This is a genomic window from Geopseudomonas sagittaria (genome assembly GCF_900115715.1).
GTDB classification, from domain to species: Bacteria; Pseudomonadota; Gammaproteobacteria; order Pseudomonadales; family Pseudomonadaceae; genus Geopseudomonas; species Geopseudomonas sagittaria.
Genome location: NZ_FOXM01000001.1, coordinates 170,068 through 181,815 on the forward strand (window position 1 = coordinate 170,068; position 11,748 = coordinate 181,815).

Sequence of the window (11,748 nt, forward strand, 5' to 3'; positions counted from 1 at the left end):
CATGCGCCTGATCATTGTCAGCGGTCGCTCCGGGTCGGGCAAAAGCACGGCCCTGGCGGTGCTCGAGGACAACGGCTTCTACTGCATCGACAACCTGCCGGCCAGCCTGCTGCCGGATTTGAGCGAGCGCGCCCTGCTGCATACCGAACTGCTGCAGCCGCAGGTCGCCGTGTCGATCGACGCGCGCAACCTGCCCAGCCAGCTCAAGCGCTTTCCCGAACTGCTCGAGCAACTGCGCCTGCGCAACATCCAGTGCGACGTGCTGTATCTGGACGCCGACAACGCCACCCTGCTCAAGCGCTTCTCGGAAACCCGCCGCCGCCATCCGCTGACCAGCGAGTCCCGCTCGCTGAGCGAAGCGATCGACGACGAAAGCCAGCTGCTCGCGCCGATCGCCGATCTGGCCGACCTGAAGATCGACACCGCCAACCTCAACCTCTACCAGCTCAGCGACACCATCAAGTTACGCCTGCTCGACAAGCCGCAGGCCGGTACCGCCTTCCTGCTCGAATCCTTCGGCTTCAAGCGCGGCATGCCGGTGGACGCCGACCTGGTGTTCGACGTGCGCTGCCTGCCCAACCCCTACTGGAAGCCGGACCTGCGCGAACACAGCGGCCTGGAGCAGGTGGTGTGCGACTACCTGGATGCCCAGGCGGATGTCGAGGAGATGTACCAGGACCTGCTCGCCTACCTGAGCAAGTGGCTGCCGCGCTTTGCCGCGAGCAATCGCGCCTACGTCACCGTGGCCATCGGCTGCACCGGCGGCCACCATCGCTCGGTGTATCTGGCCGAGCGGCTGGGCGCCGCCCTGCGCGCGAGCCTCGGCAACCTGCAGATCCGCCACCGCGATCTCGGCTAACCCGATCCCGGTCAACCCAAGGACAGCTCCCACCGCGATGCCAGCCTGCGACGTCACCATCATCAACAAGCTCGGCCTGCACGCCCGCGCCGCCGCCAAGTTCGTCGGCGTGGCCGGCCGCTTCCCCTGCCAGGTCAGGGTCGGCCGCTCGGCTGACAGCCTGGTCGACGGCAAGAGCATCATGTCGGTGATGATGCTGGCCGCTGGCAAGGGCACCGCGATCCACCTGTGCACCGAAGGCGAGCAGGAGCACGAAGCGCTGCAGGCGCTGATCGAGCTGATCGACAACTACTTCGACGAAGGCGAGTAGCGGCTCCGGAGCTTCTGGCTGTAGGTGGCGCGCCACCGCGGCGATGCGGGCCGCAGCCCCGCCAAAGCTCAAAAGCATCGCCCCGAGGTCGGGCCTCCCACAAGAGCAAGGGCCGCGTCGAACCTGTAGGAGGCGCGCCCTCGCGGCGATAACGGGCCACAGGCCCGCCAGACGCACAGCGGGCGTCGCCCCTCAGCTGCCGCCGACCATCATCTTCTCGATCAGCACCGAGCCGGTGCGCACGTTGCCGCGCAGCTCCAGATCGCTGCCCACGGCGACGATGCCCTGGAACATGTCGCGCAGGTTGCCGGCGATGGTGACTTCCTGCACCGGGAACTGGATCACCCCGTTCTCCACCCAGAAGCCCGCCGCACCGCGCGAATAGTCGCCGGTGACCAGATTCAGTCCCTGCCCCATCAGCTCGGTGACCAGCAGGCCGCGGTCCATCCGGCGGATCAGCGCCGCTTGGTCCTCGCTGCCGTGGCTGACGAACAGGTTGTGCACGCCGCCGGCGTTGGCGGTGCTGGGCAGGCCCAGCTTGCGTCCCGAATAGGTGCCCAGCGCGTAGGACACCAGCTTGCCGTCCGCGACGAACGGCTTGGCGTAGGTGGCCAGGCCGTCGCCGTCGAAGCTGGCGCTGCCCATGCCGCGCGGCAGGTGCGGGCGCTCGTCGAGGCTCAACCAGGCGGGGAACAGCTGCTGGCCCAGCGCGCCCTCGAGGAAGGAAGCCTTGCGGTACAGGTTGCCGCCGGAGATCGCCGCCAGCAGGTGGCCGAACAGGCCGGTGGCCAGCTCGGCGGCGAACAGTACCGGCACCTCGCAGGTCGGCACCGGCCGCGCACCGAGGCGCGCGGCCGCGCGCTCGGCGGCGCGGCGGCCGATCGACTCGCCGCTGGCCAGCTCGCTGCCGATGCGACTGACGTCGTACCAGTAGTCGCGCTGCATCTGCCCCTCACCCTCGGCGATCATCACGCAACTCAGGCTGTGCCGGCTGGAGGCATAGCCACCGACGAAGCCGTGGCTGTTGCCGTACACCCGGCAGCCCAGGTGGGTATTGAGGGTGGTGCCGTCGGCCTTGGTCACCCGCGGGTCCGTGGCAAAGGCCGCCGCTTCGCAGGCCAGCGCCTGCTCGATGGCCTGCTCCGGGGTGATCGCCCACGGATGGTAGAGATCCAGATCCGGCAGCTCGCGGGCCATCAGCGCCGCATCGGCCAGCCCGGCGCAATCATCCTCGGAGGCGTGCCGGGCGATGGCCAGCGCCGCCGCCACGGTCTCGCGGATGGCCTCGGCGCCCTGCGCCGAAGTGCTCGCCGAGCCCTTGCGCTGGCCGAGATAGAGGGTGATGCCGAAGCCACGGTCGCGGTTGAACTCCACCGTCTCCACCTCACCCTGGCGCACGCTGGTCGACAGTCCCTGCTCCAGCGACACCGCCACCTCGCAGGCCGTCGCGCCCTGCTGGCGCGCCTCGGCGAGAATCGCCTCGACCTGCTCCTGCAACCCCGGCAGGGCCTGCGGCCCCACGCTTTCCACGGCTGAATTCATGTCCTGCTCCTGTTTTCCCACCGGCGTGCCGGCCGGGCCGGACAAGCGGCCCCTGAGTGGTTATCATGGCGGCGTTTCCCAGCGGACCCGCCCCATGTCTGAACAATTCGACGACGACTTCTCCGGAGAGAAGAGCAAATCCCAGGTCAAGCGCGAGCTGCATGCGCTGCAGGACCTGGGCGAACGCTTGACCACGCTCAAGGCGGACATGCTCGCCCGCCTGCCGCTCAGCGACGCCATGCTCAAGGCCCTGATCGAAGCGCCCAAGCACAAGGCGCACGCGGCGCGCAAACGCCACATCCAGTACATCGGCAAGCTGATGCGCGACCAGGACATCGACGCCATCGTCGCCCTGCTGGACCAGATGGATTCCTCCACCCGCCAGTACAACGAACGCTTCCACGCCCTCGAGCGCTGGCGCGACCGCCTGGTCAACGGCACCGACGCCGACCTCGAGGCGCTGCTTGGCGAATACCCCGAGGCCGACGTCCAGCACCTGCGCCAGCTGATCCGGCACGCCCAGTTCGAAGCCGCCCGCGACAAGCCACCGAGCGCCGCGCGCAAGGTGTTCAAGTACCTGCGCGAGATGGACGAACTCCGCCGCGGCCTGCGCTGACAGCCCGCCTCCTGTAGGGTGGAAAACTCGCGCAGCGATTTTCTACCCACTACCACCCAGCAACCTGCCACGGATGGGCAATCGCTACGCGAGTCGCCCATCCTACCCGTCCATCAACCCCCGGTGCCGCCCACGGTGATCGCCTCGATCTTCAGGGTCGGCTGGCCGACGCCCACCGGCACCGACTGGCCATCCTTGCCACAGGTGCCGACACCGCTGTCCAGTGCCAGGTCGTTGCCGACCATCGACACCCGGCTCATCGCCTCCGGCCCGTTGCCGATCAGGGTGGCGCCCTTCACCGGCGCAGTGATCCGGCCATCCTCGATCAGGTAGGCCTCGCTGGTGGAGAACACGAACTTGCCGCTGGTGATGTCCACTTGGCCGCCGCCGAGGCTGGCGCAGTACAGGCCGCGCTTCACCGAGCGGATGATCTCCTCCGGGTCGCTCTCGCCGGCCAGCATGTAGGTGTTGGTCATCCGCGGCATCGGCAGGTGCGCGTAGGACTCGCGGCGCCCGTTGCCAGTCGGCCGCACGCCCATCAGGCGGGCATTCAGCTTGTCCTGCATGTAGCCCTTGAGCACGCCGTTCTCGATCAGCGTGGTGCACTGGGTCGGCGTGCCCTCGTCGTCCAGGCTCAGCGAGCCGCGGCGTCCCGGCAGGGTGCCGTCGTCGACGATGGTGCACAGGCTCGAAGCCACCATCTGGCCGACCCGGCCACTGTAGGCCGAACTGCCCTTGCGATTGAAGTCGCCCTCCAGGCCGTGGCCCACCGCTTCGTGCAGCAGCACGCCGCTCCAGCCGTTGCCGAGCACCACCGGCATGCTGCCGGCCGGTGCCGGGATGGCCTCGAGATTGAGCAGCGCCTGGCGCACCGCCTCACGGGCGTAGTCCATGGCCCGGTCGTGCTCCAGAAAGTAGCGATAGTCGGTACGGCCGCCGCCGCCGTGGGCGCCGCGTTCGCGGCGGCCGTTGTGCTCGACGATCACGCTGACGTTGAAGCGCACCAGCGGCCGCACGTCGGCGCCCAAACTACCGTCGGCAGCGGCCACCAGCACCTGCTCCCAGACCCCGGCCAGGCTCACGGTGACCCGCGAGATGCGCGGATCGAGGGCGCGGGTGGCCAGGTCGATGCGCTTGAGCAGCTCGACCTTCTCCGCCCGGCTGAGCACCTCCAGCGGATTGTCGGCGCCGTACAGGCGCGGCGGCACCTGCACCGCTGGCGTCTGCACGCGGCCCTGCTGGCCGGCGCGGGCGATCGAGCGCGCGGCACCGATGGCCTGGCGCAGGGCGTGCTCCTCGATGCTGTTGCTGTAGGCGAAACCGGTCTTCTCGCCCGATTGCGCGCGCACGCCGACCCCCTGGTCGAGGTGGAAGCTGCCTTCCTTGACGATGCCGTCCTCGAGCATCCACGACTCGGACACCTGGCTCTGGAAGTACAGGTCGGCGGCATCGATGCCGGGACCGGCCAGCTCGTCGAGCAGCACCGGCAGGCGCTCCAGGCCGAGGCCGCCGGGGATCAGCAGCTGGGCGCTGACGGATGACAGGGTGTTCATGTGTGCTCCTTGTGCAAGGGTTGCAGCGTGCCCGGGTGCAGGCGGCGGTGGGCGCTGACCGGCATGCGTTGACGGATGGCGGCCTGCGCCGGGCGGTCGACGTCCGCCAGCAGCACGGCCTCGCCACGGGCCTCGCAGGCCAGCGGCTGACCCCAGGGGTCGACGATCAGCGAATGACCGAAGGTTTCCCGCGGCCCCGGATGCTGGCCGCCCTGGTTGGCCGCCAGCAGATAGCATTGGGTTTCGATCGCCCGCGCGCGCACCAGCACCTCCCAGTGCGCCGCGCCGGTCACCGCGGTGAACGCCGCCGGCGCGCTGATCAGCTCGGCGCCGGCCTCGCGCAGGGCGCTGTACAGCTCGGCAAAGCGCAGATCGTAGCAGACGGTCAGGCCGAGGCGCCCCACCGGGGTGTCGGCCAGCACCAGGCGCTCGCCATGGGCAAAGTCGTCGGACTCGCGGTAGCTGCCGCGGCTGTCGGCCACCTCGACGTCGAACAGGTGCAGCTTGTCGTAGCGCGCGGCCACCTGCCCGTCGCGGTCAATCAGCAGCGAGCAGGCATGCGGCTTGCCATCGCGCCGGCCTTGCGGCAGCAACGGCAGGGTGCCGGCGACCAACCACAGGCCCAGTTCGCGCGCCGCCGCCTCCAGCCAGGGCAACAGTGGCCCTTCGCCGGCGGCCTCGGCCTGGCCGAGCAGCGCCAGATCGCGGCGCCCCATGGCGGCGAAGTTTTCCGGCAGCACGGCCAGCTGCGCGCCGCCCGCGGCGGCCTGTTCGAGCAGCGCTCGGGCCCGCGCCAGATTGGCGGCCACGTCGGCCTGACTGACCATCTGGATGACTGCCACCGTGCCCATCGTTATCTCCTGTTGCGCAATGTTTTCATCCTAACCCGGATGGGCTCAGCGTGCGCTGCCCGCAGGTTTGCCGAACAGGCTGATCTGCGGATCCTGCCAGGGGCCATCGACCCGATATTCGACGCTGGCCACCCTTGAGAGACGATCACCGACCAGCTGGTCGACGATGAACAGCGCCCCGGCCACCGGCGCCGCGCCGGCCAGCAGCGCGGCCAGGGGCAGGTTGTTGGACAGCGGCAGGGTCACCCGCAGCCGGGCGGCGATGCGGTCCTGGACCATGTCCAGCTGGCCATCCAGCTCCAGACGGGTGGACGGGCCGTCCAGCACCAGCGGGCCGCGGGTCAGCAGCACGCCGTCGGTGCCGACCAGGCGCCCGTCGATGCTGTCGTAGCTCAGCCCCTTGCCGAACAGATCGGTAAAGTCCAGGCGCAGGCGCCGACCGATGGAGTTGAAGTTGAGCAGGCCGAAGACCCGCAGCGCCGTGGCACTGCCCTCGACCTCGAGCAGCTGGCCCTGGCGGGCCTGGGCCTCCAGGCTGCCGCTGAAGTGCTTGAGTCCGGCCATCGCCGGCGAACCCGGCCAGTGGCCGTCGACATCGACCTGGAAGCTCTTGCTGGTGATGCCCGGCGCATAGCCCCAGGCCAGCAGCACATCGGCCAGCTCGCCGCCGGACAGCCGACCGCGATAATGGGTACGACTGCCGGCACCGCTACCCTGCCAATCGAGGCTGCCGTCCAGGCGCAGGCCCTGCAGATCGAGATCGAGCTGGTCGAAGCGCGCCCCGTCGGCGCTCGGCCGGCTGCGGAACTGCCAGCGGCCAAGGCGCTCTTCGCCCAGATACAGGGCATCGATGGTCACATTCATGGCCGGCAGACTGCGCGGGTCGACCTCGCGCAAAGGATCGCTGGCCACGATACCGACCGCCTCGCGCTCCGCCTTCGCCAGCGCCGACTCGCGCGGCGGCAGACGCAGGCGCTGCAGCTCGATGCGCAGCGGCGCCGTGCGGTCCGCTGGCAGCACGGCACTGCCCTTGAGCTGCGGATTGTCCAGCTGCAGGCGCCAGCTCTGCCCGGTGCGACGCAGGCCGACGCTGAGCTGCTCCAGGCTCAGGCTGCCGGCGCCGAAGCGACCAACGTCCAGTTCCAGCGACTGCAGCAGGCCGCCCAGTCCCTCCCGCTGACCGGGGTCGCCATAGCGTGACTGCACAGCCTGCCAGGCCAGCCAGTCGAACTCGCTCAGCCGGCCGCGGATGTGCAGGCCGAGCTCGCGAGGCAACTGCGCGGCTTCGCCGCCCAGGCGCAACTCGCCGCGGCCAGCCTCCAGCTGGCCAGCCGGCGCGGCAAACCGCAGATTGGCCAGCCCCGCATAGCTCAATGCGTAGCGGCGCTCGACGCCGCTCAGGGTCATCCGCCAGCTGGCGCTGCGCGCCTCCTCGGCCGGCTTGCCCAGCGGTGCCGGCAGATCGATGCGCGTACCCTGCAGATCCGAGCTGACCCGCAGGCGACTGGTCTCGCCCTGCAGGTCCAGCCACAGGCGATAGGGCAGCTCGCCGCTGACCGGGATCTGCGCCGGTGGCGCGCCCAGCCAGCTCGCCAGGCGCTCCACCGCAATGCTGCCGCGGACATCCAGCTGGGTCAGCGGCTTGCCGGCCTGCCCCTGGGCGCGGATCAGCCCGCGCAGCGGGCGGTCGAAGGCGCGGCCGCGGATGTCCGGCGCACTCAGGCCGCGGGCGCTGTCGTAGCGGAACGCGCCCTTGAGCTGCTGCACCTCCAGCGCCGGTTGCGGCAACTGCAGGCGCGCCCCCTCGGTGGCAAAGTCGACCACCGCCCCGACCTCGCCGCTGCCACGGGTCAGCGGGATGGCCAGCTGCAGGCGACCGTCCAGCGGGCCCTCGCCCTGCCAGCCGGCGAAGATCTGGCTGCGCCCGAGCGGGGTCTCCTGCAGGATCTTCAGGCCGTCGCCGAGACTGCTGCGCACCCGGCCGTCGACTTCGAGAGTCGGCACCCGCTTGCCGCCGTTCAGTTTCACCAGCGCCTGGACGTCCTCCAGGCGACTGTCCAGCACCCGGGCCGAGGGGGCGCGCACGCGCACGCCGCTGTCCTCGACGAACACCTCGCCCTCCAGCTGGCGAAGCGGCGGCCAGTCCACCTGGTAGTCCAGCTCGGCGTCGCGCACCTGGAAGTACAGGCCCAGCGCCCGCGCCCGCGGCGACGCGCCCTTGTTCAGCGAGCCCTGGTAGACGAACATTCCCTGCTCGATCTGACCGCCGCGGATCGCCGTCTTCAACCAGTCGGCCAGGGCCGGACTGAGCCCGGGCGAGCGGGTCGGCAGGTAGCGCTCGGTGTAGCGCGCCAGGCCCTTGTGCAGGCCGACCTGCAGGTCCATGTAGTCTTCGGCGGCGGGATCGCGGCGCAGGCGGATCAGCATGTTGCCGGCCAGCTCGCCCTCCTCGCCGGACAGGCGCATCAAGGCACTGGAGAGGGTGAAGGCGTCGGCATCCAGGCTCCAGTTCAGCCGCGCCCGCGCCGTGCGGTAGCGCCACGGCTCGGCAAACAGGGTGTCGAGATGGAGCATGAAATCGTGGGCATCCAGGCGCAGTTCGCCACCCGCGAGGGTGCCACTCAGGCTGCCGCTGACGTTGTCCAGCGCCGGCACGGCGTGCCAGGCGCTGACGCCGACCTGCTCCAGGCGCAGGTTGTACTCGACCTCGGGCAGTCCGTCGCCGCGCGGGCGGATCTCGGCATTCAGGTCGCGCAACCGGCCATGCGGCGCCAGGCTGGCGAGAATCTCCGCGGCCTGCGGCGGCAAGGGCGCCAGCGCACGGGTCAGCGCGGCCAACGGCGCCAGATTGAGGCGCTCGGCCTGCAGACTCCAGTACGGCTGCTCACCCAGGTGCTGGCGCAACTGCAACTGGCCGGGATTGAGGCGCTCCTCTGCGAAGCTGCCGGCCAGCTCCTCGACCAGCAGGCGCCAGCCCTGCGTCTCGCGCGCGAAGTGGGCGGTCAGCGCCAGATCGGCGAACTCGGCCGGCGGCCGGGCCGCGTGCGCCAGGGTCAGCCGGGGGGCATGCAGGCGGGCCACGGCGCGCTGCGCCTGGCCGCCGGCCCAGTCCAGCCAGACCTCGCCGCCGGCCTGCAGGCGCGGCAGCTGCCAGTCCGCCGGCAGGCGCTGCGCCAGCCAGGGCGCCCAGTCGCTCTGCGGCAGGCTGAGATACAGCTGCGCGCTGGCCGCGCGCCAGTCCTCTGGCTGCAGACGCGTCTGCAACTGCCAGCTCAGCGGCTGGCCATCGGGCAGCAGCAGGCGACCGTCGAGGCGCTGGGCAGCGCCTCCATTGTCGAGGGTCAGACCGACATAATTGAGAGCGAGCACTTCGCCTGTGCGGGTCTGCAGGCTCAACCGGCTGTCCTGCACCAGTACCTGGCGCGGCGCCAGCAGCAGGCCGAGCAGCCGCGCCGGATCGAGCGGTGGCGCCGCCGGATCGCCGGGGCGCAGGCCCTTGAGGCGCCAGCGCCCGTCGGCCTCTTCCTGCAGGCCGAGCTGCAGGCCCTGCAGCTCCAGGCGGGCGATGCGCAGGCTGCGCGAACGCAGGCTGGCCAGCACGTCGGGCACCAGACGCAGCTGGTCCAGGTGCAGCGCCTCGCCGTCCAGCTCTAGCTGCACGTCGCGCAGCAGCAGCAGCGGCGCCAGGCCCTGCCAGCGGCCTTCCAGCGCACCGACGTGCAGCGGCTGGCCAAGTGCCGCACTGGCCCGGCTTTCCAGCTCGCCGCGATATTCGGCCGCCAGCGGCACCAGCACACGGCCCAGGCTGACGTACAGCGCCGCCAGCAGCAGCAGCAGCGCCGTCAGGACGAACAGGCCGTCCAGCAACCGGGCGAGCAGGCGGCCGGCGGCGGCCATGTCAGGCCTCGCCCTCAGAGCAGCACCACATCGTACTGCTCCTGGGAGTACTCGCTTTCCACCTGGAAGCGGATCGGCCGGCCGATGAAGGCCTCCAGATCGGCGACGTTGCCCGATTCCTCATCCAGCAGGCGGCCGACCACCTTGTCGTTGGCCAGAACCAGGTAGCCCTCGGCCTGGTAGGCGCGCGCCTCGCGGAGGATCTCGCGGAAGATCTCGTAGCAGACGGTTTCCGCGGTCTTCAGCTGGCCGCGGCCCTGGCAGCTCGGGCAGGGCTCGCAGAGCACCTGCTGCAGGCTCTCGCGGGTGCGCTTGCGGGTCATCTGCACCAGGCCCAGCTCGGTGATGCCGATGATGTTGGTCTTGGCGTGGTCGCGTTCGAGGATCTTCTCCAGGGTGCGCAGCACCTGGCGGCGGTGCTCCTCGTCTTCCATGTCGATGAAGTCGATGATGATGATGCCGCCGAGGTTGCGCAGGCGCAGCTGGCGGGCGATCGCCGTGGCCGCCTCGAGGTTGGTCTTGAAGATGGTTTCCTCGAGGTTGCGGTGGCCGACGAAGGCACCGGTGTTGACGTCGATGGTGGTCATCGCCTCGGCCGGATCGACGATCAGGTAGCCGCCGGACTTGAGCAGCACCTTGCGCTCCAGTGCCTTCTGGATCTCGTCTTCGACGCCGTACAGGTCGAAGATCGGCCGCTCGCCGGGATAGTGCTCGAGGCGGTCGGACACTTCCGGCATCAGCTCGCCGACGAACAGGCCGACCTTCTGGAAGGTCTCCCGCGAGTCGATGCGGATCTTCTCGGTACGCGGGCTGACCAGATCGCGCAGGGTGCGCAGGGCCAGCGACAGATCCTCGTAGATCACCGACGGCGCCGGTGCGCTCTGCGTCTGCGCGCCGATCTGCTCCCACAGGCGGCGCAGGTAGCGGATGTCGGCAAGGATCTCGTCGGCCCCGGCCCCTTCGGCCGCGGTGCGCAGGATGAAGCCGCCCTGGTTCTCGATGCCCTCGGCGGCCACGCAGTCGGCGACCACCTGCTTGAGCCGCTCGCGCTCGACCTCGCCCTCGATCTTCAGCGAGATGCCGACGTGGCGGGTGCGCGGCATGTACACCAGATAGCGCGAGGGAATCGACAGCTGGGTGGTCAGCCGCGCGCCCTTGCTGCCGATCGGATCCTTGGTCACCTGCACCACCAGGCTCTGGCCCTCGTGCACCAGGGCGCTGATGCTTTCCACCGCGCTGCCTTCGCGGGTGGAGATTTCCGAGGCATGGATGAAGGCCGCCCGCTCCAGGCCGATGTCGATGAAGGCTGCCTGCATGCCCGGCAGCACGCGGACCACCTTGCCCTTGTAGATGTTGCCGACGATGCCGCGGCGCTGGGTGCGCTCGACGTGCACTTCCTGCAGCACACCGTTTTCCACCACCGCCACACGCGACTCCATGGGGGTGATGTTGATCAGGATCTCTTCGCTCATCTAGTTATCGTTCTCGTGGCGGGGAAACGGCCGGGCAGCGCGACTCAGGCGCCGGCGTCGGGCTGCCAGCAGGCGATGCCGAACTCGCCCAGCAGGGCGGCGGTCTCGGCCAGCGGCAGGCCGACTACCGCGGAATAGCTGCCTTCCAGACGGTCGACGAAGATCGCCGCCAGGCCCTGGATGGCGTAACCGCCGGCCTTGTCCAGCGGCTCGCCGGTATTCCAGTATGCCTGCTGTTCGGCCGGGGCGATTGGGCGAAAGTGCACACGGCTGCTCACTACCCGCGCCTCGCAGCGCGTGCCGTCGCTCACCGCCACCGCGGTGAGCACCTCGTGATTGCGTCCCGACAGCGCGGCGAGCATCGCCAGGCCATCGGCGCGATCCTGCGGCTTGCCGAGGATGCGCCCGTCGAGCACCACCGCGGTATCGGCGCCGAGCACGCAGACCTCGCCAAGCCCCAGCGCGGCCAGACCGGCAACGGCCTTGGCCCGCGCCAGGCGCTCGACGTAGGCGACCGGCGTTTCGTCGGGCAGTACGCTTTCGTCGATGGGCGCGTCGATGCGTCGATGCGGCACGCCGATCTGCAGCAGCAGTTCGCGGCGGCGCGGCGAGGCGGAAGCGAGGTAGAGCGGGCTCACGTGCGATATC

The 11,748-nt window shown here is 70.0% G+C and carries 9 protein-coding genes; 3 read left to right on the top strand and 6 right to left on the bottom strand.

Annotated features, from left to right (window positions below):
• The first annotated feature begins 1 nt into the window (after position 1).
• Positions 2-859: an RNase adapter RapZ gene (gene rapZ, locus BM297_RS00850; RefSeq protein WP_092427362.1), complete on the top strand. Its 858-nt coding sequence runs from the start codon at positions 2-4 to the stop codon at positions 857-859.
• Between the two features lie 37 nt (positions 860-896).
• Entirely contained in the window at positions 897-1,169 is a 273-nt protein-coding gene (locus BM297_RS00855) for an HPr family phosphocarrier protein (RefSeq protein WP_092427364.1), read from the top strand.
• Positions 1,170-1,361: 192 nt separating this feature from the next.
• On the opposite strand, the gene pmbA is transcribed toward BM297_RS00855, so the two are convergent.
• Positions 1,362-2,711, bottom strand: a complete 1,350-nt coding sequence (gene pmbA / locus BM297_RS00860) for a metalloprotease PmbA (RefSeq protein ID WP_092427366.1) — start codon at positions 2,709-2,711, stop codon at positions 1,362-1,364.
• Positions 2,712-2,805: 94 nt separating this feature from the next.
• On the opposite strand from pmbA, the gene yjgA reads away from it, so the two are divergent.
• Positions 2,806-3,327 (top strand): ribosome biogenesis factor YjgA, encoded by a 522-nt coding sequence (yjgA, locus tag BM297_RS00865; protein WP_092427368.1) that lies wholly within the window; start codon positions 2,806-2,808, stop codon positions 3,325-3,327.
• Positions 3,328-3,440: 113 nt separating this feature from the next.
• On the opposite strand, the gene tldD is transcribed toward yjgA, so the two are convergent.
• From tldD to BM297_RS00890, 5 genes are read right to left on the bottom strand one after another with little or no spacing between them, the layout of a single operon-like run.
• Entirely contained in the window at positions 3,441-4,880 is a 1,440-nt protein-coding gene (gene tldD / locus BM297_RS00870; RefSeq protein ID WP_092427370.1) for a metalloprotease TldD, read from the bottom strand.
• Positions 4,877-5,731, bottom strand: coding sequence for a carbon-nitrogen hydrolase family protein (locus tag BM297_RS00875; protein ID WP_092427372.1), 855 nt, complete (start codon positions 5,729-5,731; stop codon positions 4,877-4,879). Before BM297_RS00875 ends, tldD begins: the two co-directional genes overlap by 4 nt.
• A 45-nt stretch (positions 5,732-5,776) precedes the next feature.
• On the bottom strand, positions 5,777-9,628 hold the full coding sequence (locus BM297_RS00880) for a YhdP family protein (RefSeq protein ID WP_092427374.1): 3,852 nt from the start codon (positions 9,626-9,628) through the stop codon (positions 5,777-5,779).
• Between the two features lie 14 nt (positions 9,629-9,642).
• Positions 9,643-11,100, bottom strand: a complete 1,458-nt coding sequence (gene rng / locus BM297_RS00885) for a ribonuclease G (RefSeq protein ID WP_092427376.1) — start codon at positions 11,098-11,100, stop codon at positions 9,643-9,645.
• Positions 11,101-11,144: 44 nt separating this feature from the next.
• Complete coding sequence (locus tag BM297_RS00890) at positions 11,145-11,738, bottom strand: Maf family protein (protein ID WP_092427378.1); 594 nt, start codon at positions 11,736-11,738, stop codon at positions 11,145-11,147.
• Between the last annotated feature and the right edge of the window lie 10 nt (positions 11,739-11,748).

What these genes read in the sequence shown, in the direction of transcription:
- rng (WP_092427376.1), bottom strand. Translation starts at nt 11,100, where the DNA reads ATGAGCGAAGAGATCCTGATCAACATCACCCCCATGGAGTCGCGTGTG.
- pmbA (WP_092427366.1), bottom strand. Translation starts at nt 2,711, where the DNA reads ATGAATTCAGCCGTGGAAAGCGTGGGGCCGCAGGCCCTGCCGGGGTTG.
- BM297_RS00855 (WP_092427364.1), top strand. Translation starts at nt 897, where the DNA reads ATGCCAGCCTGCGACGTCACCATCATCAACAAGCTCGGCCTGCACGCC.
- BM297_RS00875 (WP_092427372.1), bottom strand. Translation starts at nt 5,731, where the DNA reads ATGGGCACGGTGGCAGTCATCCAGATGGTCAGTCAGGCCGACGTGGCC.
- yjgA (WP_092427368.1), top strand. Translation starts at nt 2,806, where the DNA reads ATGTCTGAACAATTCGACGACGACTTCTCCGGAGAGAAGAGCAAATCC.
- tldD (WP_092427370.1), bottom strand. Translation starts at nt 4,880, where the DNA reads ATGAACACCCTGTCATCCGTCAGCGCCCAGCTGCTGATCCCCGGCGGC.
- rapZ (WP_092427362.1), top strand. Translation starts at nt 2, where the DNA reads ATGCGCCTGATCATTGTCAGCGGTCGCTCCGGGTCGGGCAAAAGCACG.
- BM297_RS00880 (WP_092427374.1), bottom strand. Translation starts at nt 9,628, where the DNA reads ATGGCCGCCGCCGGCCGCCTGCTCGCCCGGTTGCTGGACGGCCTGTTC.